This window comes from Pseudomonas monteilii (assembly GCA_001534745.1).
Lineage (GTDB): Bacteria > Pseudomonadota > Gammaproteobacteria > Pseudomonadales > Pseudomonadaceae > Aquipseudomonas > Aquipseudomonas alabamensis.
In genome coordinates this window covers 2,116,505-2,140,260 of record CP013997.1, presented here as the reverse complement: position 1 = coordinate 2,140,260, position 23,756 = coordinate 2,116,505, and the positions used below count along the sequence as shown (strand labels likewise).

The 23,756-nt window shown below is 65.7% G+C and carries 20 protein-coding genes; 10 read left to right on the top strand and 10 right to left on the bottom strand.

Going from position 1 to position 23,756, the window contains the following annotated elements:
* Nucleotides 1-380 precede the first annotated feature (380 nt).
* From APT63_09320 to APT63_09305, 4 genes are all read right to left on the bottom strand, one after another.
* Nucleotides 381-1,742 carry an alcohol dehydrogenase gene (locus APT63_09320; protein AMA45812.1) on the bottom strand — a complete coding sequence of 454 codons (1,362 nt, stop codon included), beginning with the start codon at nt 1,740-1,742 and terminating at the stop codon, nt 381-383.
* Nucleotides 1,743-1,753: 11 nt separating this feature from the next.
* Nucleotides 1,754-3,523, bottom strand: a complete 1,770-nt coding sequence (locus APT63_09315) for a GMC family oxidoreductase (protein AMA45811.1) — start codon at nt 3,521-3,523, stop codon at nt 1,754-1,756.
* Between the two features lie 36 nt (nt 3,524-3,559).
* A complete protein-coding gene (locus APT63_09310; GenBank protein ID AMA45810.1) occupies nt 3,560-4,276 on the bottom strand; it encodes a gluconate 2-dehydrogenase in 717 nt (238 codons plus the stop codon).
* 597 nt (nt 4,277-4,873) lie between these two features.
* Nucleotides 4,874-5,689: a hypothetical protein gene (locus tag APT63_09305; protein AMA45809.1), complete on the bottom strand. Its 816-nt coding sequence runs from the start codon at nt 5,687-5,689 to the stop codon at nt 4,874-4,876.
* 193 nt (nt 5,690-5,882) lie between these two features.
* On the opposite strand from APT63_09305, the gene APT63_09300 reads away from it, so the two are divergent.
* The 3 genes from APT63_09300 to APT63_09290 all read left to right on the top strand — a co-directional run bounded on the left by APT63_09300 (nt 5,883) and on the right by APT63_09290 (nt 8,159).
* The gene (locus APT63_09300) at nt 5,883-6,200 is read left to right on the top strand and encodes a hypothetical protein (protein AMA45808.1); all 318 of its coding nucleotides are present in this window, start codon (nt 5,883-5,885) and stop codon (nt 6,198-6,200) included.
* Nucleotides 6,201-6,497: 297 nt separating this feature from the next.
* Nucleotides 6,498-6,884, top strand: coding sequence for a hypothetical protein (locus tag APT63_09295; GenBank protein ID AMA45807.1), 387 nt, complete (start codon nt 6,498-6,500; stop codon nt 6,882-6,884).
* Nucleotides 6,885-7,109: 225 nt separating this feature from the next.
* Nucleotides 7,110-8,159 (top strand): hypothetical protein, encoded by a 1,050-nt coding sequence (locus APT63_09290; protein AMA45806.1) that lies wholly within the window; start codon nt 7,110-7,112, stop codon nt 8,157-8,159.
* Nucleotides 8,160-8,258: 99 nt separating this feature from the next.
* Here the strand turns inward: APT63_09290 and APT63_09285 are convergent, their stop codons facing one another.
* Nucleotides 8,259-8,912, bottom strand: coding sequence for a conjugal transfer protein TraX (locus APT63_09285; protein AMA47841.1), 654 nt, complete (start codon nt 8,910-8,912; stop codon nt 8,259-8,261).
* Nucleotides 8,913-8,962: 50 nt separating this feature from the next.
* Nucleotides 8,963-10,039 carry a hydrolase gene (locus APT63_09280; GenBank protein AMA45805.1) on the bottom strand — a complete coding sequence of 359 codons (1,077 nt, stop codon included), beginning with the start codon at nt 10,037-10,039 and terminating at the stop codon, nt 8,963-8,965.
* A 151-nt stretch (nt 10,040-10,190) separates the two neighbouring features.
* On the opposite strand from APT63_09280, the gene APT63_09275 reads away from it, so the two are divergent.
* Both APT63_09275 and APT63_09270 read left to right on the top strand, forming a co-directional pair.
* A complete protein-coding gene (locus APT63_09275; GenBank protein ID AMA45804.1) occupies nt 10,191-11,195 on the top strand; it encodes an NADP-dependent oxidoreductase in 1,005 nt (334 codons plus the stop codon).
* A 609-nt stretch (nt 11,196-11,804) separates the two neighbouring features.
* Nucleotides 11,805-12,917: a crotonase gene (locus tag APT63_09270; protein AMA45803.1), complete on the top strand. Its 1,113-nt coding sequence runs from the start codon at nt 11,805-11,807 to the stop codon at nt 12,915-12,917.
* Between the two features lie 7 nt (nt 12,918-12,924).
* Here the strand turns inward: APT63_09270 and APT63_09265 are convergent, their stop codons facing one another.
* On the bottom strand, nt 12,925-13,800 hold the full coding sequence (locus APT63_09265) for a transporter (GenBank protein ID AMA45802.1): 876 nt from the start codon (nt 13,798-13,800) through the stop codon (nt 12,925-12,927).
* Between the two features lie 286 nt (nt 13,801-14,086).
* On the opposite strand from APT63_09265, the gene APT63_09260 reads away from it, so the two are divergent.
* The 4 genes from APT63_09260 to APT63_09245 all read left to right on the top strand — a co-directional run bounded on the left by APT63_09260 (nt 14,087) and on the right by APT63_09245 (nt 19,244).
* Nucleotides 14,087-15,424 (top strand): MFS transporter, encoded by a 1,338-nt coding sequence (locus APT63_09260; protein AMA45801.1) that lies wholly within the window; start codon nt 14,087-14,089, stop codon nt 15,422-15,424.
* 154 nt (nt 15,425-15,578) lie between these two features.
* Nucleotides 15,579-16,127 (top strand): phosphatidylethanolamine-binding protein, encoded by a 549-nt coding sequence (locus tag APT63_09255; protein ID AMA45800.1) that lies wholly within the window; start codon nt 15,579-15,581, stop codon nt 16,125-16,127.
* Between the two features lie 619 nt (nt 16,128-16,746).
* Nucleotides 16,747-17,121: a reactive intermediate/imine deaminase gene (locus APT63_09250; protein AMA45799.1), complete on the top strand. Its 375-nt coding sequence runs from the start codon at nt 16,747-16,749 to the stop codon at nt 17,119-17,121.
* Nucleotides 17,122-17,171: 50 nt separating this feature from the next.
* Nucleotides 17,172-19,244, top strand: coding sequence for a TonB-dependent receptor (locus tag APT63_09245; GenBank protein AMA47840.1), 2,073 nt, complete (start codon nt 17,172-17,174; stop codon nt 19,242-19,244).
* Nucleotides 19,245-19,289: 45 nt separating this feature from the next.
* On the opposite strand, the gene APT63_09240 is transcribed toward APT63_09245, so the two are convergent.
* From APT63_09240 to APT63_09230, 3 genes are read right to left on the bottom strand one after another with little or no spacing between them, the layout of a single operon-like run.
* Complete coding sequence (locus tag APT63_09240; protein ID AMA45798.1) at nt 19,290-21,497, bottom strand: aldehyde oxidase; 2,208 nt, start codon at nt 21,495-21,497, stop codon at nt 19,290-19,292.
* Complete coding sequence (locus APT63_09235) at nt 21,494-22,483, bottom strand: FAD-binding molybdopterin dehydrogenase (GenBank protein ID AMA45797.1); 990 nt, start codon at nt 22,481-22,483, stop codon at nt 21,494-21,496. The genes APT63_09240 and APT63_09235 overlap by 4 nt, the downstream gene beginning before the upstream one ends.
* On the bottom strand, nt 22,480-22,998 hold the full coding sequence (locus APT63_09230) for a (2Fe-2S)-binding protein (GenBank protein AMA45796.1): 519 nt from the start codon (nt 22,996-22,998) through the stop codon (nt 22,480-22,482). The genes APT63_09235 and APT63_09230 overlap by 4 nt, the downstream gene beginning before the upstream one ends.
* 74 nt (nt 22,999-23,072) lie before the next feature.
* Here APT63_09230 and APT63_09225 point away from each other — a divergent pair, with 74 nt between their 5' ends.
* Nucleotides 23,073-23,684: a hypothetical protein gene (locus APT63_09225; protein ID AMA45795.1), complete on the top strand. Its 612-nt coding sequence runs from the start codon at nt 23,073-23,075 to the stop codon at nt 23,682-23,684.
* The last annotated feature ends 72 nt before the right edge of the window (nt 23,685-23,756 follow it).

Here is a 23,756-nt window from a genome sequence, read left to right as displayed (position 1 = left end):
ACCAAGTTTTACAAAAAATCAAACACACGTCTTTGTTCTACACAAAGTGTGAATCCAAACGTGACCGCATCAAAAAAGGATAAACACACTGTTCATTGCTTTATTGTTGTCACTCCATATAGAGGAATATCCAAATTCACTTCCATTCACCTTTCAACGATAGGTTTCCCTGCAAGAGCGCATACCGACCCTGATAGCGTTCTTGGCGTTACCGATAACATGCTCTGCTCCCAAGCCTGGCTAACTGCTCAAGTAAATGAGTCCCCCGTCCGCACACAAAAAAGGGGCGCATCGCTCACACGATACGCCCCTCCCCTTCGCAGCCCCCGGCTCACCCAACGCCGCTGACCACTTGCACCATGCAGCTAACCCCTAGCGGCTCACTCCTTGTCACTCGGCTTGAGCACCTTGTCCCCATGGGTATCCAGTGTCGCCCGCACCTTGGCCACCGCCTCGGCACTGACCACCGACGCTTCGTTCGACCAGCCCTGACGCAGGAAGCTGGCCAGCTCCGCCACCTCCTGATCGCTCAACCGCTGGGCGAAGCCCGGCATCGGCAGCACCGAAGGCGCGCGCTCGGTCGATGGCGTCTGCGCACCGGCCAGGATCACGTGGATCAGCGCGGTGGCGTTCTCGGCGTTGATGATGGTGGCGCCGTCCAGGCGTGGGAACACCTGGGACGCGCCCTCACCCGAGACGAAGTGGCAGGCGTTGCAGTTGTCCAGGTACAGGCGCTGGCCCAGGGTCAGGTCCTTGGCGACGGTCAGCTTGGCGGTGGTGGCCTCGCTGCGCGCTGGCTCGTGACGGTAGCGATGGCCTTCGCCGTCGATCGACTTGAGGTAGGCCGCGATGGCCTGCAGGTCGTCGTCGGTCATGTGCGAGGTGCTGTTGGCGACCACGTCGGTCATCTCGCCCGCTACCGAGGCCTTGGCGTTGCGGCCGGTGCCCAGGTAGTCGACGATCTCTTCGTCGGTCCAGTGCTTCATGCCGCGCAGCGCCGGAACGGCCCAGCCGTTGAGCTCGGCGCCGGCGAGGTAGTCGCTGGCGCTGTCGTCCAGGCCCTTCTCCTGCATGGTCAGGGCACGCGGGGTGTGGCACGAGCCGCAGTGGCCGAGGCCTTGCACCAGGTAGGCGCCACGCGCCAGCTGGGCATCGTCGGCCACGCCCGGCGAGGGCTTGGAGGCCTCTTCGACGCTTGGCGAGAACAGCGCGCGCCAGTAGGCCAGCGGCCAGCGGATCGACAGGGGCCAGGGGATGTCGTTGGCGACGTTCTCCTGGGCCACGGGCGCGACGCCGTGCATGAAATAGGCGTACAGGGCTTCGAGGTCCTGGTCGTCGACCTTGGCGTAGGACGGGAACGGCATGGCCGGGTACAGGGCGCTGCCGTCGTGGCCGATGCCGCGACGCAGGGCGCGTTCGAACTCGCCGTAGGTCCAGTCACCGATGCCGGTGGCCTTGTCCGGGGTGATGTTGGTGGAGTAGATGGTGCCGATCGGCGAGGCGATGCCCAGGCCACCGGCGAACGGCTTGCCGCCGTCGTGGCTGGTGTGGCAGGCCACGCAGTCGCCGGCACGGGCCAGGTAGGCGCCCTTGTCGATCAGCTCTGGGGTCACCGGTTGGCTCATCTGCGCGCTGGCATCGCCAGAGCGGTTGAGCAGCAGGCTCACCGCCCAGCCCAGCAATACCGCCAGCAGGCCGAGGATCACCAGGACCAGCAGGATGGAGCGGAATCGAGTCTTCATCGTCGCGCGCCTCATGCCTGCACCAGTGGCCCAGGGTTCTTCAGGTACTGATCCTTGATCGCCTGAGCGGCGAACAGGGTCAGGGCGCCGATCAGCGCGGTGGGGTTGGCCTGGAAGTTCTGCGGGAAGGCATTGCCGCCGGGCACGAAGACGTTGTGCACGTCCCAGCTCTGCAGGTAGCGGTTCAGCGCGCTGGTCTTGGGCGATTCACCCATGATCGCGCCGCCGACGTTGTGGGTGGAGACGTACTGGGTGATGTCCCAGTGCGATTCCATCGTCAGGTAGCTTTCGCTGAAGCTGTCCGGGTTCAGCTCCTTGGTGATGTCGCCGACGATGCCGCGCAGGTACTGCTGCAGCTTCAGCTCGTTGGGCTTCCAGTCGAAGGTGATGCGCAGCAGCGGCTGGCCCCACGGATCCTTGTAGTTCGGATCGAGGTCGAGGAAGTGCTCGCGGTAGGACATGCAGCCGGTGGAGATGCTGACCTTCATGGAGTGGCCGTACCAGTCCTGCAGGCCTTCCTTCCAGCCATCGCCCCAGTCCGGAGTGCCCGGCGGCAAGGCAGCACCGATGGGCGCGCCAGACGCCTGGGAGCTGTGGATCTTCGCGCCGCCGATCACGCCCAGTGCCGGGCCGTCGAAGTTGCCTGGCGAGATGTCGTTGAACATCTGGCCGGTGGCGCCGGCGGTGGCGAACGGGTTGAAGCGCTTGTCCTTGAAGAACAGCGTGCTGCCGCCGACGCTGAGGTAGGCGTAGTTGCGCCCGATCACGCCTTCGTTGGTCATCGGGTCATAGGGCTTGCCGATGCCCGACAGCAGCATCAGGCGCACGTTGACGAACTGGAACCCGGCCAGCACGACGATCTTGGCCGGCTGGAAGACTTCGTTGCCATCGTTGTCGGCATAGGTCACGCCGCGGGCGGTCTTGCCGTCCGGGTGCAGGTCGACCCGCAGCACGTTGGCGCCGGTGCGGTAGGAGAAGTTCTCCATGCGCTTGAGCGAATCCATCACCGCCGTCTGGGGCGAGGCTTTGGAGTAGTTCAGGCACGGGTACTTGCTGCAGAAGCCGCAGTAGTTGCACGGGGCGATCTGGTTGCCGTAGGGGTTCTTCCAGGCCCGCGACACGTTGGCCGAGGGGTTGGGGAACGGGTGGTAGCCAAGATTGCGGGCGGCCTGGGCGAACATCGTGTTGTTCAGCGTGTCTTGCAACGGCGGCAGCGGGGCCGGGTTGGAGCGCGGCCCTTCGAACGGGTCGCCGCCTTCGATGATGCGGCCCTGGAGGTTACCGGTGTTGGCCGACAAGCCGCAGATCTTGTCGAACTTGTCCATGTACGGCTCCATCTCTTCCCAGGTGAAGGGGAAGTCGCCGATTTCCATGTTCTCGGGCAGCTGGCCGGGTTTGTAGGCCTGGTCGGCGTAGGTCTTGAGCTTGAGGTCGGTGGGCGTGGGACGGATCAGCACGCCGGTCCAGTGCAGGCCGGAGCCACCCACGCCGGTGCCGGGCACGAAGGCGCCCCACTGGCGGGTGGGCAAGGCCACGGTGCTCATGTTGTGACGCACGGTCAGGGCCGCCGCCTTGGGCGTGACCATGATCTTGTTGCGCAGCCCGTAGGCATACTGGTCCGCCGGCTTGGGGTAGGCGAACTCGGCGTTGGTACGGTCTTCGCCGCGCTCCAGGGCGCGGACTTTCAAGCCGGCCTGGGCCAGCTCGATGCTCATCAGCGAGCCGGTCCAGCCGAGGCCGACGACGACGACGTCGACTTCGTCATTGGTAATCTGTGCCATCTCTGCAATCCTTCAATGCTACCGCTTGTCCAGGGTTCAACCGCGCGCGCCGCTGAGGCTGACCGGTCCGAGGGGGTACGGGACGTTGTGCTGGGCGACCCATTCCAGGTAGCTGGCGCGGGCACCGGGGAAGCCGATAGCGATCCACGCCTTCATGCCGCGGTTGCCGCCATAGATCGGGTCGGCCAGATAGCCCTGCTTGGTGTTGGTCAGCAGTTCGGTGAAGAACAGCTTGGACTTGAGCGCGGTTTCGCCTGCGGCGGTGAAGTCCACCTGGCCACCCTGCAACTGCTTGAGCACGGCGGTCTGGGTCGCCGCGTCGAGCGCGGTGAAGCCGCGGCCATGGGCGGACTGGCACCAGGCTTCGGTGCAGGCGATGCCCTTGCGGTAGATGTCCTGGGGGGTATAGGGCAGCTGGTAACCCAGGGTGGGCGGCGCGTTCACGTCGAACGGCCCTTCCAGGTACAGTTCGCTGCCCAGGTCGCCGGCCAGCTGCTGGTCGAGGAAGACCGGGACGTTGGCTTCCAGGCCACCCGGACCGCGCCCGCCCGCCGGAATCAGACGGTCACAGGCCGCCATGATGAACGCCCATTCGGTGGCGCTGAAAAAGGTCGGCTGGTAGGCGTCGAGTTGCGGCGCGATCATATCGGCGGCATCGGCGGCGCTCAGGCCCTGGATCGTCACCCCGATGGCAGGCAGTGCGATGAGCGAAGAAAGCAGAAACTTCCTTCGCGAGGTTTGCTTCGACAACATTGTGGATTCACCTATGGCTGATCACTAGGGACCGGGATACGCTGACTTCTGTCGGTCAGCTGGTGCCGATGAACACTGCGGCGATCTGCCACACATCCCTGGGGTCAGGCAGTCGACTGTTTGCGCGCAAGATGGTTCATAGCTAGCTAACATCTTGTCATAGTTGGTGGCTTGACAGGTAGCTAAAACGTTTTGTGAAGGGTGTCGAGGTCGTTGATTTGGTGGGTTTTTTCTGCTGAGTCGCGAGGTGATCCCTGATCCATGAACAGGCGTGGATACTTGGGATTTTTGGAATTGTCGCTGAACCGGCGGTATTGGCTCGGGTCATTGGCGGGGCTGATGGTGTGGGCCCTGCGGGCCCAATCGCGGCCGGTCCGGCGCCCCGGCAGGGGCCGCTCCTACACCCGTAGTTCCACCGCGGTGAGGCAGAGTATCACGGTCATCTGTGGGAGCGGCCCCTGCCGGGGCGCCGGACCGGCCGCGATTGGGACCGCAGGGCCCACAAGATCTCTCACTCGCTCTTTCCGGCACACATTGCACTGGCAGCGACGACAGACATTCTGATCGTGTCAGCCCTGGCGCTGCCTTACCACCTCCCTAGCGCGCACCATCCGACCGCGCATTCTCATCCTGCGGCGTCGCCGGCCGTGGCTTCACATGGTCATGACCGGTCGGGTCGGGGATCTGCACCACGTTCCCGCTCTGCCAGGCATCGGCGCCCCGCTCAACCGGTGCCGGCCGGATCTTGGCCCGCGCGCGGCGGTGTTCCTGGGTATCGACCTGCATGCGCAGGTCCCGCTGACGCACCATTTCGGCATCGGCCTGGCCATCAGCGGTAAAGCCCATCATCAACTGCGGCACGCCCAAGGGCAGCGCCTTGTCCTGGTCGGTGTGCCAGGTGTGCCAGGTCTTGCCATAGGTGTCGGCCAGCTTGGCCATCAGACGCGTCTCGGCGGCCAGCGGCACGCCCGGGGCGATCAGCTGGCCAGAGGTGACTTCGTGGGCATGGCTGTGCCACAGCGCCTTCTCCTTGGCTGGCAACTGCGCGAACAGGCGCTTGCTGATGATGTACTCCACCCCCATCAGGCGCGCATCGCGTTGGTTGCCGTCATAGATCACGCACTGGATGAGTTCTTCGTTGAGGATGGCGCAGTAGTGATGCGCCTCCATCTGCACGTTCGGGTGGCCGTTATAGAAGTGGAAGCCATCCAGGTAGGTGTTGAGCTGGTCGATGGGCGCCTGGCTTTGCAGGGTCTCGGCGCCCAGCTCCAGTGCGCGGGTATCGGCCTGCTTGGGCGCGCCAGGCACGTCCACGGGCGACGCGGTGTCGCGACCCGCGCAGCCTTGCAGCGCCAGGCACAGCAGCCCCAGGCTGGCGATGAGGGTCCGGTTAGAGGGTCTTGAGATGGGCATGGTGTCCTCCTTGAGCGGTGATGACGGCGACGGGAGCGTCGCGTGTGCTAAAGCAGAGGCCGCAGCGGCGAGAAAGTTTGATCACACGACCCCCCGGCATGCCGAAAAGGGCCAGGATTGAACTACTCCCTCGTCTTTTCGATCTCAAGCGACAGTGGTACCCCATTGGCTCCAGGCTCTCGGAGAATACGTCATGCGCCATCTATTGCTGGTTCCTTCGCTGCTGCTGTGCCTGCCGGTCGGCACGGCACTGGCCGACAACACCGTCCGTCACGTGGCGACGTCGGCCGGTATCTCGGCTTCCCTGTATTCGACCTTCAAGGACGACAAACGCATCATCCCGGCCCAGGACGAACTGTCCGCGTTCGTGGCCAGCGATGGCGCGATCCGTGGTGCCTATGTCGAGTCGGCCCTGCAACAGGTGCGTCAGTCCAATCCTGGCCTGCAAGCCAGCGACGCTGACCTGGCCAAGGCGATCCTGGCTCACGACGAAAGCGTCGCCAGTCGCTGAGACCTTGCCCGTCGGCCTGTCAGCCTCTAGTGCTGGCAGGTCGATACTCACGCCGTCGTCTCTGCGCCTTGCCTTCTCCTCCTCCCCGCTATTTCTCTCCTCAATGACCTTTCTTGCTTAAGCACGCCACTACGTACGTCCGTGCTCACGCCCATGACCGTCCGTCCGTTAGAGGGCACGCCTGTGCCTGCACGTTGCCCCATCTTCAGTAGGTCAATCCCATCCAGGAGACTCACCATGAAGCGAATTCGTCCACAACATATCGCTCTTGCACTCTGCCTTGGCATCGCAGCCCCCATGGCCATGGCGGCCACTACCGGTGCCCAGACGCCTGGCAGCCCCGCCACCGCACCAGGCACCAACGGGTCTGCAGCCGGTGCCGGTAATGGCGGCGGCGTCGACAACTCCAGCTCCGGCAGCATGAACGGCGGCACCGGCTCGAGCGGCAGCGGTATCAGCCACGACACCGGCAATAACGGCACTGAAGGTTCCACCGGTGGTGGCGCGGGCATGGACTCCGGTACCTCGGGTGGCGCTGGCACCATGCCAGGCCAGAACTCGGGTGTCGGTGGCAAGACCGATGGCGGCAAAGGCATCGGCAACCCGACCGGTGACGGTGTCGGTACTGGCAGCGGTGGTAGCGGCTCCGGCATGGGCAGCGGCTCCAGCGGCGCTGGCAGCTGAACCGACCCACGTGCACACCTCGGCGAGTCCACGCCGGGGCGTGACAACCGTTCCGAGGGGCCTGCACGTCCAGTGATGCCCCTCAATCGGCCGTAAAACTTTGTCGTCAGCTTGTCCCCCTCCCGCTACCGCCTGCCTCGATCCAGTCGAACTCCAAAATCCGTTGCCCGGTCACACGCTCAGTGCCTCTGCACTGGACACCCGTGCCTTACAAGGAGACTGGACATGCGCTTCTCGTTCCCCCTGCTTCGCCTGCATGCGCGCCCCCTGGCGCTCGCTGGCCTGCTGCTCGCCTGCGTCCCACTGGCTCAGGCCGACGACGTCCTGCTGGTCGGCAACAAGGCCGGCGCCACGGTATCGGCGCTGAACACCGACGACGGTCACCCGGTGCTGACCTTCCCGGTCGGGACCGGCCCTCACGAGGTGGCCGTGTCAGGCAACCGGCAACTGGCCGTGGTCGGCAACTACGGCGCGCCGAATCAGCCCAACAACAGCCTGAGCGTGCTCGACTGGCCAGGGCGCAAGGTGGCGCGCACCATCGACCTGGGCGACAACGCACGGCCCCACGGCATCCGTTTCCTGCCCGATGGCCAGCGCGTGGTGGTGACCACCGAAGACAGCCAACGCCTGCTGGTAGTAGACGTCATGCAGGGCAAGATCCTCGACAAGATCGACGTCGGCGGTGGCAAACCGCACATGGTGGTGCTATCCCCGGATGGCCAGCGGGCCTACGTGACCCACGTCGAGAACGGTACGCTGTCGGTGGTGGACCTTCAGGCCAAACGCAAGATCGCCACCGTGCCTACCGGCACTGGCACCGAAGGGATCGCCATCAACCCCGCTGGCACGCAGATCTGGGTCAGCAACCGCGACGGCAACGACGTGGCCATCGTCGATGCCAAGCGCCTGGAAGTCACCCAACGGATTCGCACGGGCGTGTTCCCCATCCGGATTACGATGACTCCGGACGGCAAGTACGCCCTGGTGACCTGTGCCAAATCGGCAGAGCTGGCAGTGATGGATGTGGCGGCCCAGCGCGAGATCAAGCGCATCGGTCTGGCCAAGGAAGGTGCGCAGTACCGCCGCACCCAACTGGGGGCCGAAGCCCTGCCGATCGGGGCGACGGTCTCGACCGATGGCAAGCATGCCTATGTGGCCATCAGCGGCGGGGACGAGATCGCGGTGATCGACACGTCCAACTGGACGGTGGCCAAGCGCTGGCCGGCCGGGCCGGAGCCGGACGCATTGGCGATCGTGGAAGCCCCGAAGGAATGAAACGCTCAAGCTGAGCACGCGTGGTCAGGGGCGGTCTGCCCCTGGCTGCCTACCACACCTCCTCTGGACAGCCCCCGCCCTGCAGCGCTTGCGCCCGCCTCAGACGATCCCCTGCAACAACCGAATGGCCACCAGATGCGCCGGGTAGAACCCATAGGCCCAGCGCCCCACGGGCCAGACCCTGATCCCTGGCTGGCGCAACAACCCCAGCCCTACCGGAACGGAACAGGCAGCGGCCGTCAGCACCATCATTCCTTGAGGTGTCAGCGCATGGGCCAGCAACCAGTCGTTGGTCAGATTGCCAGCGACCGCCAGGGCAGCGGGCACCGCCACACTCACGCCACCGAACCGCAACGCCAACAACCAACCCGCGGGCAACAGCACGCCCGGTAGGCCATACATCAACACAGGACTGGCCAGCAGCGCGATCAGCAGGGCCACGCCTGCACCGATCCGTGCCAGAGAATCCTGGACCTGAACACCGTAGGCCACCAGCAGGCCCAGGGTCAGCGTCGGCATCACGTTGAGCGTGGTCGAACCGGTGTCCAACCAGCGATAAGCGGGCTCGGAGAGAAGACTGAAGGTCATCATCCAGGCCAAATAACGCCCGTGCCGCGCCGTACGGAACGCGTCTGACGCCGTACGTCCCACGTGCCAGGCGATGGCCAGGCAGAACAGCGGGAAGGCCAGGCGACCCGTCAGGGCCAGCCCGTGCAGGCCGGGCCAGAGGTAGCGCAGGTGGTCGCCCAGCATGGTCAGCACGGCCACCCACTTCACCAGGTCCAGCCCCGCGACGCGAGGGTTCAACCGCCCTGCTCCGCCTGATCCTGCGAAGCCCAGCGCGCCAATGGCAAGGGCGGACGCTGCTCGAAGATGCGTCGCCCGACCTGCTCCAGCACGTTCGAACGCAGCAGCGAACGCGCGCCACCGCCGGGCGCCCGGGTCGGCACGATCGGTTGCCACACGCCCTGGGCGTCGCGCCGGGCCATGACGAAGCGGAAGGTGTAGTTGCCTGGCATGCCCATGCGCAGGTCGGTCACCACCAGCTGATCACCGATCTCGTCATAGCGCAGCCAATCGCCGGTGAACCAGCGCAGTCGCTCATGCAAGGGCGTGCCCTGCAGCACCGCAGCCTGCTCAAGGTGACGGGATTGGCGCAGCTGCTCGGGCGGCTCGCGATCGAAGACACTGCTCACCCCTTCGTAGTAATGCCCGTCGGCGGTCTTGGCCAGGATGCGCCAGACCAGCGAGTTGAACGCCAGCGGCATGGCCTTGACCTCGGTGACCTCGATGCCCTGGCGCTGCAGTGAAGCCTCGAAGCGATGCTCGGCCACGACCCGCGCCGCCGTGCCTGCGCCGAGGTAGGCGGCCCCGAACAGCACGGTGCCCAGCAGCCACGCCGTGCTCCGGGCCGTCATGCCCTTGCAGGCGGCGTAGAGGACGGCGCCCAGCATGGGCAGGGTGTAGACCGGATCGACGATGAACACCGCCGACCAGCTCTGGGGCGTGACGGCGAACGGCCACAGCAGCTGCGTGCCATACACGGTGAAGGCATCGAGCACCGGGTGGGTGATCAGCACCAGCCAGAAGGCCAGGAACAGCCGGGGCCAGGGGCAGGACGTGTCCGGCCAATGACGTCGCCCGAGCCAGGCCACCAGCCAGGCGAGCACCAGGGCCAGGGCCGTGAGCACGAAGATCGAGTGGGAGAAGCCCCGGTGATAGGTCATGCTCGAGACCGGGTCGGCGTAGCGGATCACCACGTCCAGGTCCGGGAGGGTGCCCAATGCGGCGCCATAGGCCAGCGAACGCCTGCCCTGTATCCGCCCCAGCACCGTGCCCTGGAGCGCGGCGCCGAGTACGGCTTGTGTCAATGAATCCACGGTCTATCCTCGGGTGGCGGGGTAAGCTGTAAGCTGCTACCTAGAGAGCGTCGACGCCACGTCAGCGTTCCGTCAACACCTTGCTCACAGCACGATCGGCCGTTTGTCGCGTGCCACTCGACACTCAACCCATTGAAAAAGGACCTTCGACATGATCTACCGCGCACTGGGCCAAAGCGGCCTGCAGGTTTCCGCACTCACCCTGGGCAGCATGATGTTCGGCGAGCAGACCTCGGACGAGGAAGCCCTGCGCATCATCGACAAGGCCTGGGACCAGGGCGTCAACAGCATCGACACCGCCGACGTCTACAATGGCGGTCGCTCCGAGACGATCGTCGGTCAGGCGGTGGCCCGTCGGCGCGACGACTGGGTGGTGGCGTCGAAGGTCGGCTACGGCGCCGCGGACCGACCCAATGCCAGCGGCCTGTCACGCAAGCATGTGTTCAATGCCATCGACGCGACCCTGTCGCGCATGGGTACCGACTACCTGGACCTCTACTACCTGCACCGTGAAGACCACCAGGTGCCTCTGGAGGAGACCGTGCGCGCCATGGGCGACCTGCTGCGCCAGGGCAAGATCCGCTACTGGGGCGTGTCCAACTTCCGTGGCTGGCGCATCGCCGAGCTGTGCCACGTGGCCGAGCGGCTGGGCGTGGACAAGCCGGTGGTCAGCCAGCCGCTGTACAACATCGTCAACCGCCAGGCCGAGCCGGAGCAGTTCACCGCTGCCGCCTTCCATGGACTGGGCATCGTTCCGTTCAGCCCGCTGGCGCGCGGCGTGTTGAGCGGCAAATACGCCCCTGGCAGCACGCCCGACGCCGGCAGCCGCGCCGGTCGCCAGGACAAACGCATCCTGGAGGTCGAATGGCGTCAGGAGTCGCTGTCCATCGCCCAGCGCATCCAGGCCCATGTCGAGGCCAAGGGTGTGGGGATCGTCGAGTTCGCCATCGCCTGGGTGCTGAACAATCGCCTGGTCAGCTCAGCCATCGTGGGCCCGCGAACCGAGGCGCAGTGGGATACCTATGCTGGCGCGCTCGAGGTCACCCTCACGGCCGAGGACGAGGCGTTCATCGATTCGCTGGTCACGCCCGGGCATGCTTCGACGCCGGGCTTCAATGACGTGGCGCATTTCGTCAGTGGACGCATGGCACGCTGAAAGGGCCTGCGGGCTAGCCGTCAGTGCAAGCGGCGACTGAGCAAAGGCTATCGCTGGCAAGCCAGCTCCCACAGAGGCCAAGGCAGCCTGTGAGCAGAAAGGTTGCCTACCCGATGGTGGGAGGCCAACAGAGAGGGCTACCTAACCCGACGGTGGAAATGAGGTCTACCCACTCTACTGAGAGGGATGCGGTCTGCTTACTCGACTGTGGGGATGGTTTTCAGGCTGGCCGTCAGTGCAAGCGGTGGCTGAACAAACGCTATCGCTGGCAAGCCAGCTCCCACAGGGGCCAATGCAGCCTGTGGGCAGAGGGGTTGCCTACCCGACGGTGGGAGGCCAACAGAGAGGGCTACCTAACCCGACGGTGGGAAATAAGTTCTGCTCACCCTACTGTGGGCTTGCCCGCGATAGCGTCCGCTCAGTCACCGCCTGCCTCGCAGGCAAGCCTGCACAGGGGCCAAGCTTGCTGTGCATCTTGCGTCCGACATCGATGCAGCAATTGACTAAGCAATCGTTTGTCTGCTGTTGTCTCATTTTTTGAACGACCACGCGCGCCATGCGCCAGGCCGTCTCACCGAAGGAACGTGATCAGACGACAGGGAGATAATAATGAGCGCTGCCGTTTCTGCGCTGCATGCAGGCAATGTATCGATCGATGTCCGCAATGGCATCGGCCATCTCACCCTCAACCGCCCCCAAGGCCTCAATGCACTGACCCTGAGCATGGTACGCACCCTGCGACGCCAGCTCGACACCTGGGCGGACGACCCCGACATCGTGGCCGTGATGCTGCGCGGGGCCGGCAGCAAGGGCTTCTGCGCCGGGGGTGACCTGCGCATGCTCTGTGACAGCTACACCGCCGGTGACAGCGTGCACCGCGACTTCTTCCGTGAAGAATACGCCCTGGACCTGGCCATTCACCGCTATCGCAAGCCGGTGGTGGTGCTCATGGACGGCTACACGCTGGGCGCGGGCATGGCCCTGGCCCAGACGGCGGACCTGCGCATCGTCACCGAGCGCAGTCGGATCGGCATGCCGGAGGTGACCCTCGGCGGCTTTCCGGATGCCGGCTCGAGCTACTTCCTCTCGCGCCTGCCCGGCGAACTGGGGACCTACCTGGCCGTCAGTGGCCACACGATCGGCGCAGCCGATGCCCTGTTCTGCGGGCTGGCCGACTGGTACCTGGACAGCCGCAAGCTGGCTGCGCTGGACGACCGTCTGGACCGCCTGGCGTTTGGCACGGTGCCCCTGAAAGACCTGCAAGGCGTGCTGGCCCGCTTTGGCACCCAGATCCTGCCCGATGCGCCCCTCAAAGGGCTGCGCCCGGTGATCGACCATTATTTCGGGCTTCCTGACGTACCGAGCATGCTCGAGCAATTGCGCGCGGTGAGCATCGGCGACAGCCACGACTGGGCCCTGAAGACCGCCCGGCTGCTGGACACGCATTCCCCGACCGCCATGGCGGTCGCCCTCGAGCTGATCCGGTACGGCCGCGAACTATCGCTGGAAACCTGCTTCGCCCTGGAGCTGCACCTGATTGAGCAATGGTTCGAGCAGGGCGATGCGCTCGAAGGCGTGCGCGCGTTGCTGGTGGACAAGGACCGTGCGCCGCGCTGGAACCCGCCGACCCTGGCCGACCTGCCCGCACAGCGCGCTCAGCATTTCTTCGAAGGGTTCTCGCCGGAGAGTCGGCCCTGGGCACGACACGGCGGCTGCTGGTAGCGCTCCGCTACAGCAACCACGCCAGGATTACCGGCAGCAGGATGAACGACAAGGCGGTGGAACACATCACCAGATTGGCCACCTGCTCCGGGGATTGGTTGGCACGGATCGCCAGCAAGTAATTGAACACGGCCACCGGCATGGCCGACTGCATGATCAGTACGGCCTGCTCGAGTGGTTGCAGCGCCAGTGCCTGCCCGATGCCCCAGCCCACCGCCGCGCCCAGGACGATGCGCAGCCCGCCCAGCAACAGCCCGCTGCCGACCTGGCGCAGGCGCAGGCTGGCCAGCGACACCCCCAAGGTCAGCAGCATCAACGGAATGGTCATGCCGCCGAGCAGATCGACGGTATTGGCCAGCCAGCGCGGCAGGTGCAGGTCGAAGAAGATCACCGGCAGCGCCAGCACCAGGCTGATCACGATGGGGTTGCGCACCAGCGACCTGAACGAGGCAGCGCCGCCCGACAGCACGATGCCCAAGGTGAACTGGAACGTCGACAAGGTGAGGAAGAACGCCACGGCCAGGGCCAAGCCCGAATCGCCGAAGGCATACAGGCTGATCGGCAGGCCCATGTTGCCGGTGTTGGGGAACATGAACGCCGGTACCAGCACCCGCCAGTGCCTGCCTGTCAGGCGACTGATCGCCCACCCCAGCACGCCCATGACCGCCAGCCCGGCGGTGCAGGCCAGGGCCATGCTGGTGAAGGCCTGGGGGTCGAGGTGGGTGCGGCTGAGGGTGGACAGCACCAGGCAGGGCGTGCCGATGTTCATCACCAACCGGGCGACGAATGCGGTGGGGTAATCGGCCCCGCTGCGGATCCAGGCGAACCCGAGCCCGGCGACGATGAACACGGGCGAGAGGATGGCGATCAGCGAAGCCAGCATGACAAAGTCTCTTCCTGGAAACCGCTCATCCTAGGACGTGACCGCCTGCCACGGCAACCGATTCGCAGCCAAGGCATGGCAAGGCGCTATCTGCGGCATCCGGTCGCACCGCAGTCAGGCGAAAAACACCGTTCACCCCATCCCTTTGCAGGCGCGATTTGGCCTAGAATTCGCGGACCTTTCCAGCAGCTATCCACAGCTTCGACTGCCCCTTCTCGGTCTTCGTCCTGAAGACACCGGGTGCTTCTGGACAGGCGTCTGTCTGCCTATTTCATTTGAGGTCTGTATGTCTCCGCATCTGCTGGCGATGGCGCTGGCACCGCTGCTCGGGTTGTTCATCGTCGGTCTCGGCTATGGCTTCCTGTCGTCCCTCACCACCTTGCGCCTGGATGCCGCGGGTGAATCGGCCACCATGATCGGTATCGTCTCGTCGGCCTATTTCATCGGCCTGACCTTGGGCGCGCTGTTCAACGATCGGCTGATCCTGCGCATCGGCCACATCCGCGCCTACAGCAGCTTCGCCTCGCTGATCGCCGTGACCATCCTGCTGCAAAGCCTGTTCTACGATCCCTGGGCCTGGGCCGTGCTGCGCCTGATCGGCGGCTGGGCCACGGTCGGGGTGTTCCTGGTGATCGAAAGCTGGCTGCTGCTGGCGGCGGCCCCGAAGGTGCGCGGGCGCCTGCTGGCGCTGTACATGATCGCGCTCTACGGCTCGGGCATGCTGGGCCAGCTCAAGCTGGGCGCGCTGGCCGGCTGGGGCGACACCGCCCCGTTCATGGTCGCGGCCATGCTGGCGTCGCTTTCGGTGGTGCCGATCGTGATCCTGCCCCGCGCCTCGCCGCTGCTGGAGAAGGTCGAACCGCTCAAGCCGCGCCAGCTGCTGGGCGTGACCCCGACCGGCCTGATCGGCTGCTTCGGCTCAGGCGTGGCCATCGCGGCGGTCTATACCCTGCTGCCGCTGTACCTGCAACGCATCGGCATGGACATCACCGAGGTCGGGCACATGATGGCCTGCGCCATTCTGGGCGCCATGGTGCTGCAATACCCGGTCGGACGCTGGTCAGACCGTCGCGACCGGCAGACCGTGCTGATCGCCCTGGGCAGTCTGTGCGTGGTCCTGTCGCTGGCGATCCTGGTCATGCCACCCTCGCCTTACCTGCTGATGGGCGCACTGTTCCTGCTCGGTGGTGGCATCTTCGCGATCTATCCGGTCGCCGTGAGCCATGCCGCCGACCGTGCTCCGGCCGAAGAGCTGGTGCCGATGATCCAGGGCCTGCTGCTGATCAACTCCCTGGGCTCGGCAATGAGCCCGCTGGCAATCTCCTCGGTCATGAACCGCTTCGGCGAGGCCGGGCTGTTCTGGGCCTTCGCGGGCATCAATGCGGCCATGGTGGCGTTCTTCCTCTGGCGCCGGACCGAGCGGCCTGCGCCCTTGGCATCGTCGCCGTTCACCCCGGCGACGACCTCCTCGTTCACCGGTGCCGAGCTGCGCGTGACCGAAGACCTGATGCACGCGGCCATGGAGCACAGCGAGCCTGCCGGTGCCGACGAACCGGCAGCCCCTGCGCCGGCGCAGGAAACCGAGCGCGAGACACGCCGGGAGAGCGCCGACCTCGTCGGTTGACCCGAGGGCTGTCCCAGAGCGCTGGGTTGCTCAGGGGGTGATGAATATCGAAGGGCGGACGGCGGACGGCACGAAAACTGTCTACCGTATGAGAAACGGGGGCAGGCACGTGCAGCCTGTCCGCCCTACGATCATCATCGGAGATGTCGCCCTCATGAAATCCATCTTGCCTTCCTGCGTGATCGCCTTGACCTTCGCTGCCAGCACCGTCGTCCATGCCGATTCGCTGAGGATCGAGTCAGCGTCGTTCGACAGTGGTGATGAACTGCCCCTCGAGCTGGTGGGCAAGGGGCCGTCGTGCGGCGGTGGCAAGGACTGGTCGCCTGCGGTGCGCTGGTACGACCTGCCCGAGGGCACCCGCTCGGTCGCGCTGGTGATGGTCGACCCTGACGGCAACAAGGGCCTGGGGGTGGTGCACTGGGTGGCCTACAACATTCATCCACGCATGCGCAAGCTGGATGCCGGCGCGGCGCGGTTCAACTCCACCTCGCTGACCGTCGGGCGCAACTCCACCGGCGCCGAAACCTACCGTGGCCCATGCCCGCCGCAGGATGACAATCCCCATCACTACGTGCTGACGCTGATCGCCACTGATCTGAAGCCGGGTGAACTGTCCTCCGGGCTGGATCGGGAAGGTCTGATGAAGGCATTGAAAGGGCATGCACTGGGCGCGCAGAGTCTGGTGGGGACGTATGGGCAGTGAGGGTCGGGGTGAGCGTCTGGGCCGCTTCTTTTTGAGCAAACCGCTTTCTTTGCTCCCCGGTCTGCGCGTCCACCAACGCGATCAGGATTCATGAGAGCTCAATGGACCTGATCACGGCCGATCCATGGTTGAACTGCATTGTTGATCTGTCAGGCCGACGCACTCCCATGTGGGAGCGGGCTTGCCCGCGATGCAGGCGGTGACGGACCTGACGCTATCGCGGGCAAGCCCGCTCCCACAAGCTGCTTGCGCAGCCATGCCTGCATTGACGGCTGCAGAGGTCTGGGTGGGAGCTGGCTTGCCAGCGATAGGGCCCAGCCAGGCGCCGCATGCGATCGAGCATGTACGGAGTAGAAAAGACAGTTGCTTCCACAAGGTCCACGACAGCCGGCCTCACTGAGCATGAGCATGGGCGTGGCCGAGCGATCTTGGAGATCGATCAGCAATGAAGCCCCTGCGCCCTGTCGATCATCGTCATGTGCCCTGCACTGCTGCCGTTCACAACGCTCGCCGCCTTCTTTTGCCGATCGGGCTCACCAGCACGCGCCAGCGCTCGACCCGGTCGGCGCGCTCGCGTAGGCTGCGCTGTCTTTCGACGACCCACGCACAAGGAATGCCCATGGCCAACCTCACATTCAAGCCCGATGCCGACCCTGAATCCATTTCCTCCGATGTGGCCGGTTTCGGCGACCTGCTGGTGACCACCCAGATCCCGACCCGCGTCGATGGCAGCCTGGAGCTGGGCAGCATCACCGCGCAGAGCGAGTGCACCCTGCAAGCGTTGAAGGAGGCCCTGGAAGGGGCCGGCAGCTCGCTGGGCCGCGTGCTGCACCTGACCATCTACCTCACCGACATGGCCGACCGCGCCGCCTTCAACGAGGTGTACCAGCGGTTCTTCAAGAAACCGTGGCCGGTCCGGGCCGCCGTCGGTGTCGCCGCGCTGGCCGTGCCGGGTATGCGCGTCGAAGTCACGGCGATGGCGGCCAAAGGTTGAAGACACCGGTGTTTGCAGTACGTCATACCAAAGCGTCTTCGTTCAAGTACTTGCCCCTGCCCTCTGTGCTGCTGTGCAGCCTGGCAACCTGTCTCCAGGCCCAGGCGGCACCGGTCAGTGAATTGGAACCGCTGGTGGTGACCGGCAGCGCCGCGCCAGCGGGCAGTTTCGACCTGCCGTTCTCGATCGATACCGTGGAGCGTGCCCAGTTCGCCGACGGGCAATTGGGTGTCAACCTGTCCGAGGCCCTGTCGCGCGTACCGGGGCTGGTGGTGCAGAACCGGCAGAACTACGCCCAGGACCTGCAGATCTCCTCGCGCGGCTATGGCGCGCGTTCGGCCTTCGGCATTCGCGGACTAAAGCTGATCAGCGATGGCATCCCGGCCAGCACCCCGGATGGCCAGGGGCAAGCCTCGTCGCTCAACCTCGACGTGGCCGAGCGCATCGAGGTCCTGCGCGGCCCAGCCTCGACCCTGTACGGCAGCAACGCGGGCGGTGTGATCCAGATGTTTTCCCGCGACGGTACAGGCCCCGGCACCCTCGGCGCCGAGACCTTGGTGGGCAGCGACGGGTTCGCCAAGCAGCACGTGCAGGCCGAAGGTGGCAGCGAGCAGGCCGGGTTCCTGCTCGATGCCTCGCGCATGGACACCGACGGCTACCGCGACCACAGCGCCGCACGCCGCGACCAGACGTTCGCCAAGGGGCATTTCAAGCCGGACGCCGACAGCCGTGTGGCGGTGATCTTCAGCAGCCTCGAACAGCACGACACCCAGGATCCCCTGGGCCAGACCTGGGCCGGCTACCGCCAGGATCCGCGCTCGGTCGCCTCCAATGCGCGCCTCTACGACACGCGAAAGAGCATCGACCAGCAACAGCTGGGCCTCAACTATGAGCGCTACATCGGTGACGCCACCCTGCAGGTCAACCTGTACAGCGGCCGACGCCAGGTGGTCCAGTACCTGTCGATCCCGCCCAAGGCGGCAGCCAACCAACGCGGCGGTGGCGTCGTGGACTTCGACCGGGCCTACCACGGCGGCACGCTGCGCTGGATCCAGCCGATCGCGGCGGCGCCCGGCGCCTTGACCGTCACGGCGGGCCTGGACTACGACCGCAGCCATGACGATCGACGGGGCTACCAGAACTTCGTCGGTCCCACCCTGGGCATCAAGGGTGAACTGCGCCGTGACGAAGTGGACACCGCCACCCGCCTCGACCCCTACCTGCAAGCCCACTGGGAATGGCAGCGCTGGACGCTCGAAACCGGTGTCCGCTACAGCACCCTGGACATGGACGTGGCCGACCACTACCTGGCCAACGGCGATGCCAGCGGCTCCCGGCGCTACCGACGGGCGACGCCGTCGTTGTCGGTGCTGTACGCCTTCACCCCCGACCTGCACGGTTACCTGAGCGTCGGTTCGGCCTTCGAAACGCCCACCCAGGCAGAGATGGCCTACGCGCCGGGCCAGGTCGAGGGCTTCAACTTCGACCTGCAGCCTGCCACCAGCCTGCAATACGAAGCCGGCCTCAAGGCCCGCCTGGGTGAGGCCACCCGGATCAACGCGGCGCTGTTCGAGATCAGGACCCGGGACGAGGTGGTGGTCGACAGCGCCCAGGACGGGCGCACCAGCTACCAGAACGCCGGCAAGACCTTGCGCCGGGGCCTGGAGCTCAGTGTGCAGAGCGATCTGACGGCGCAATGGCAGGCCCGACTGGCCTATACCCTGCTGCAGGCCACGTACCAGGATGACGTGCTCACCGGCAGCAACCGGATCGAGCGTGGCAACCGCCTGCCCGGGGTGCCGCGCAGCAGCCTGTTCGGCGAACTGGTCTGGAAGCCGCGATCAGGCGTGAGCCTGGGCATGGAAGGCCAGTACCGCAGCCGGGTGTTCGTCGAGGACAGCAACAGCGAGCGCGCAGCACCTGGCTACACGGTATTCAACGGGCGGGTGAGGCTGGATCAGCAGGTCGGCCCCTGGGCCTTCCACCAGACCGTGCGCCTGGACAACCTGCTGGACCGCCAGTACGTCGGTTCGGTGATCGTGGGGGATGGCAACGGCCGTTACTACGAGGCGGCGCCCGGCCGTTCCTGGTACGCCGGCGCGGGCGTGACCTACCAGTTCTGAAGAGAGAAGCGCAGGGGCATGCGTCTGCCCCTGCGCCCGAGGCCACTACCCTTCCAGCACCTTGTCCAAGGTCAGCGGGAAGTCGCGCAGCCGCTTGCCGGTCGCATGGCAGATGGCATTGGCCACCGCCGCAGCGACCCCGACGATGCCGATCTCGCCCACGCCCTTGGACCCCAGCGCGTTGACGATCTCGTCCGGCTCATCGACGAAGATCACCTCGATGTCGCCGATGTCGGCATTCACCGGGATGTGGTACTCGGCCAGGTTGTGGTTCATGTATCGACCCAGCGCATGGTCGGTATGCGTCTCCTCCTGCAAGGCCATGCCCAGCCCCCACACCACACCGCCCAGGATCTGGCTGCGTGCGGTCTTGGGGTTGATCACCCGCCCGGCGGCGATGGCGCTGACCACCCGCGTGACGCGGATCGTGCCCAGGTCCTCGTCGATCTGCACTTCCACGAAGACCGCCGAATGGCTCGCCGTGGAGAAGCCTTCGCGGCGGGCACTGGGCTCGCTGTCGATCAACGCCTCGCGGGCCTCCGCCGGCATCTGCCGCAGCACGTCGCCCAGCGCCAGGCTCTGCTCGCCGACCCACACCTGCTGGCCACCGATGGCGAAGGACTCGGCCCCGAATTCGCCAAGTTCCGGGTGCTGGTCGCGCACGGCCTGAATGAGCTTGGTGCGCAGCACCTCGCACACCTGGCGCACGGCCGAACCGACCGAGGACACGGTGAACGAGCCACCCTGCAACGGCGCGGTCGGCAGCGAGGAGTCGCCCAGTTTGAACGTAACCTGCTCAGGCACCACGCCCATGGCATCCGCAGCGATCTGGGTCATCACGGTGTAGGTACCGGTGCCGATGTCGGTGGTGGCGCTGCTGACCGTCAAGTGACCGTCGAGGTCCAGACAGGCCTTGGCACTGGCCTTCATCTGCATGGCTTCCCACACGCCACCGGCCATGCCCCAGCCGATACGCTGGCGGTTTTCGAGGCGGCTGGCCGGCTTCGGATCACGCTTGGCCCAGCCAAAGACTTCGGCGCCCTGGCGATAGCACTCCAGCAGGGCCTTGCTCGTGTACGGCTTGCCCTCGTTGGCATTGGTGTCGGTGAAGTTGACGGTGCGCAGCTCGACCGGATCGATACCGACCGCCGTGGCCAGTTCGTCCATGGCGCATTCCAGGCCGATCAGCCCCAGGGCCGCGCCGGGGGCACGCATGTCCAGCGGGGTGTAGACGTCCAACGGTGCCAGCTTGTAGCCGAAACGCACGTTGTCGCAGCGGTAGAGCATGCCGCTCCACTCCACCACGTGCTCGGAAAAGTCCTCGAAGCGTGACGTCTGCCCGGTGGCATCGTGGGAGATGGCCTGCAAGTGCCCCTGGGCGTCGGCGGCCAGGCGCAGACGCTGCTGGGTGCGTGGGCGATAGCCGAAGGTGAACATCTGCTGACGGGTCAGCACGACACGCACCGAACGCTTGAGCTGCAGCGCCGCCATGACCGCCAGGGGAAGCTGGTATTGCGGACGCAGACCGGAGCCGAAGGCACCGCCGACGTAGGCGGCCAGCACCCGCAGCTTGTCTTCGGGGATACCGAACACCGTGTGCAGATAAGTGCGGCAGTTCTGTGTGCCCTGGGTCTTGTCGTGCACCTCCAGGCTGCCGTCGGGCTTGTAGATCACCGTGGAGGCATGGGGCTCCATCGGGTTGTGGTGTTCGATTGGGGTGGTATAGGTCGCATCGACCTTGAACGGGGCGCTGGCGAACGCTTGCTCGAAATGACCCCGTGCCTTGGGCAGCTCGGCGGGCGCGTCATGGGCACGCTCGAGCGACGACAGCAGGTCCGTTTCGTGGGGCTCGGCATCGATTTCGATGCGGATCAGCGAGCCCGCGTAGCGCGCCAGCTCGAGGCTCTCGGCCACCACCAGTGCCAGCGGCTGGCCGCTGTAGAGCACCCGGCTGTTGTACAAAGGGCGGAACGGGGAGCCGTCGGCGGCATCGTCATCGCTGTACTGCTCGTCCTCGCCTGCCAGCCGTGGCCGGTTGCGGTGGTGCAGCACGTCGATCACGCCCGGCACCTTCAGCGCTGCTTCGCAGTCGATGTGCCGTACACGGCCACGGGCCACGTGGCTGGACACGACACTGCCGTAGAGCAGACCGTCCTGGGGGAACTCGGCGGCATAGCGGGCCTTGCCGGTGACTTTCGCCGGGCCGTCGACGCGATCCAGTGGGCGGCCACAGGCCAGTTCGACAGGTTTCATTGAGCGCCCCCTTCAGCGGCAGTGGTCAGCGCCCGGACGATGGCCCGGTGCGCCAGCTCGATCTTGAATGCGTTCTGCGACAGCGGCTGTGCCCCTGCCAGCAGGTGCGACGCCAAGGCCGCGTAGGTCTGCGCGTTGGCAGGCTGGCCACGCACGGCCTCTTCCGCCGCGGCCTGACGCCAGGGTTTGTGCGCCACGCCGCCCAGGGCGACACGCACGTCGTGGATACTCCCGTCCTTCACGTCGAGGGCCGCCGCCACGGAAATCAGGGCGAAGGCATAGGAGGCGCGGTCACGCACCTTGACGTAGCTGACATGCCGGTCGAACGTCACCGCAGGCAGCTCGATCCCGGTGATCAATTCGCCCGTCTTCAAGTGGTTGTCGTATTGCGGTGTGTCACCTGGCAAACGGTGGAAGTCGGCAAAGGCGATCTGCCGCTCACCGTGGGGGCCGTGCACATGCACGATGGCCTCCAGGGCGGCCAGGGCCACGCACATGTCCGACGGGTGCACGGCGACACAGGCGTCGCTGGCGCCCAGGATGGCATGGGCACGGTTCAGGCCGTCGCGGGCCGGGCAGCCACTGCCGGGCTCACGCTTGTTGCACGGCACGGCGGTGTCGTAGAAGTAGTAGCAGCGGGTGCGCTGCAGCAGGTTGCCGCCGGTGCTGGCCATGTTGCGCAGCTGGGGCGAGGCACCGGCCAGGATCGCCTGGGACAGCAGCGGGTAGCGCTGCTCGATCACGGGGTGCCAGGCCAGGTCGGCATTGCTTTCCAGCGCCCCGATCCAGACGCCGCCCTGTTCGGTCTCGCGCACGCCGCGCAGCGCGTCCAGGCCATTGATGTCGACCAGCCGTTCGGGCCGCTCGACGTTCTCCTTCATCAGGTCGACCAGGTTGGTCCCGCCGGCGATGTAGCGGCTGTTGGCGTCCGCCAGTCGAACCGCTTGCTCGATGCTGCCGGGCTTTTCATAGGCGAACGGGATCATGAGGCGCGTCCCCCGTGGATCAGCGGCAAGGCTTCGGTCACGGCCTCGATGATGTTGCTGTAGGCCCCGCAGCGGCACAGGTTGCCGCTCATGTGCTCCTGGATCTCGGCACGGGTACGGGCCTTGCCTTCGTGGGCCAGCCCCAGGGCCGAGCAGATCTGGCCGGGCGTGCAGTAGCCACACTGGAAGGCATCGTGGCGAATGAACGCCTCCTGCAGCGGGTGTAGTTGGTCGCCCTCGGCCAGCCCTTCGATGGTGGTCAGCTGGTCGCCGTCGCACATGACCGCCAGGGTCAGGCAGGCGTTGACCCGCTTGCCGTTGCGCAGCACGGTGCATGCGCCACACTGGCCGTGGTCGCAGCCCTTCTTGCTGCCGACCAGGTCGAGCTGGTCGCGCAGCAGGTCCAGTAAGGTGATCCAGGGCTGCACCTGCACATGGTGGGCCTGGCCATTGATGGTCAGGCTGATCGCCTGGCCCGGTGAAGCGGCGTGCGACGCCGGATTGAACTCGCTCATGGGAAACAGTCTCACGGTGGATAGGCGAATGTGCAGTCAGCTGCATCTTCCAGATACGACCGGAGCGTTTGGCCATGTGTTCAGAGCAAATCATCCCGAAGACCGGCGGTTGCGCCGGGTTGGTACTGGCCGCCGGGTTCGGACGGCGTTTCGGCACCGACAAGCGCCGCGCCCGCCTGAGCGACACGCAGACGTTGCTGGCAGCGACCTTGGTGCGTGCTGGAGCAGTCTTCGAGGCTCTTTGGGTCGTGCTGCGCGAAGACGACGATGCCCAGGTACTTGGGATTCCCGAGGGCGTCTTGGTCATCCGCAGCCCTCACGCCGATCGTGGCATGGGCGCCAGCCTGGCTGCGGGCATCGAACATTTGCTGGAGGTGTCGAGTGCAGACAGCGCCGCGATCCTGCTGGGTGACATGCCGTGGATCGCCGAGACGACGCTGCGCACGTTAAGTGCTCAGGCCGGCTCCTCGCGCATCGTGCTGCCCTGGCATGCCGGTGAGCGTGGGCAGCCGGTCATCTTCGGCCGGCAGTTCTGGCCTGCCCTGGCCACCTTGCACGGAGACCAGGGCGGCAAGGCCGTGATTGCCGAGCATCGGCAGGCTTGCCTGCATGTGCAAGTGGAAGATACAGGCATCGTGCGCGACGTCGATGTGGCTGCCGACCTGGTGGGTGCGCGACAGCACTGACATCGCTTGGGAGGCTACAAGCTACAAGCTACAAGTCGACACCGTTCAACTTGAAGCTTGAAGCTTGAAACT

Bases quoted from the DNA above. Each gene is read 5' to 3' on its own strand.
- APT63_09300 (AMA45808.1), top strand. From the start codon at position 5,883: ATGCGCCATCTATTGCTGGTTCCTTCGCTGCTGCTGTGCCTGCCGGTC.
- APT63_09310 (AMA45810.1), bottom strand. From the start codon at position 4,276: ATGTTGTCGAAGCAAACCTCGCGAAGGAAGTTTCTGCTTTCTTCGCTC.
- APT63_09255 (AMA45800.1), top strand. From the start codon at position 15,579: ATGAAATCCATCTTGCCTTCCTGCGTGATCGCCTTGACCTTCGCTGCC.
- APT63_09275 (AMA45804.1), top strand. From the start codon at position 10,191: ATGATCTACCGCGCACTGGGCCAAAGCGGCCTGCAGGTTTCCGCACTC.
- APT63_09315 (AMA45811.1), bottom strand. From the start codon at position 3,523: ATGGCACAGATTACCAATGACGAAGTCGACGTCGTCGTCGTCGGCCTC.
- APT63_09250 (AMA45799.1), top strand. From the start codon at position 16,747: ATGGCCAACCTCACATTCAAGCCCGATGCCGACCCTGAATCCATTTCC.
- APT63_09230 (AMA45796.1), bottom strand. From the start codon at position 22,998: ATGAGCGAGTTCAATCCGGCGTCGCACGCCGCTTCACCGGGCCAGGCG.
- APT63_09290 (AMA45806.1), top strand. From the start codon at position 7,110: ATGCGCTTCTCGTTCCCCCTGCTTCGCCTGCATGCGCGCCCCCTGGCG.
- APT63_09240 (AMA45798.1), bottom strand. From the start codon at position 21,497: ATGAAACCTGTCGAACTGGCCTGTGGCCGCCCACTGGATCGCGTCGAC.
- APT63_09235 (AMA45797.1), bottom strand. From the start codon at position 22,483: ATGATCCCGTTCGCCTATGAAAAGCCCGGCAGCATCGAGCAAGCGGTT.
- APT63_09285 (AMA47841.1), bottom strand. From the start codon at position 8,912: ATGCTGGGCGACCACCTGCGCTACCTCTGGCCCGGCCTGCACGGGCTG.
- APT63_09260 (AMA45801.1), top strand. From the start codon at position 14,087: ATGTCTCCGCATCTGCTGGCGATGGCGCTGGCACCGCTGCTCGGGTTG.
- APT63_09225 (AMA45795.1), top strand. From the start codon at position 23,073: ATGTGTTCAGAGCAAATCATCCCGAAGACCGGCGGTTGCGCCGGGTTG.
- APT63_09270 (AMA45803.1), top strand. From the start codon at position 11,805: ATGAGCGCTGCCGTTTCTGCGCTGCATGCAGGCAATGTATCGATCGAT.
- APT63_09320 (AMA45812.1), bottom strand. From the start codon at position 1,742: ATGAAGACTCGATTCCGCTCCATCCTGCTGGTCCTGGTGATCCTCGGC.
- APT63_09305 (AMA45809.1), bottom strand. From the start codon at position 5,689: ATGCCCATCTCAAGACCCTCTAACCGGACCCTCATCGCCAGCCTGGGG.
- APT63_09295 (AMA45807.1), top strand. From the start codon at position 6,498: ATGGCCATGGCGGCCACTACCGGTGCCCAGACGCCTGGCAGCCCCGCC.
- APT63_09265 (AMA45802.1), bottom strand. From the start codon at position 13,800: ATGCTGGCTTCGCTGATCGCCATCCTCTCGCCCGTGTTCATCGTCGCC.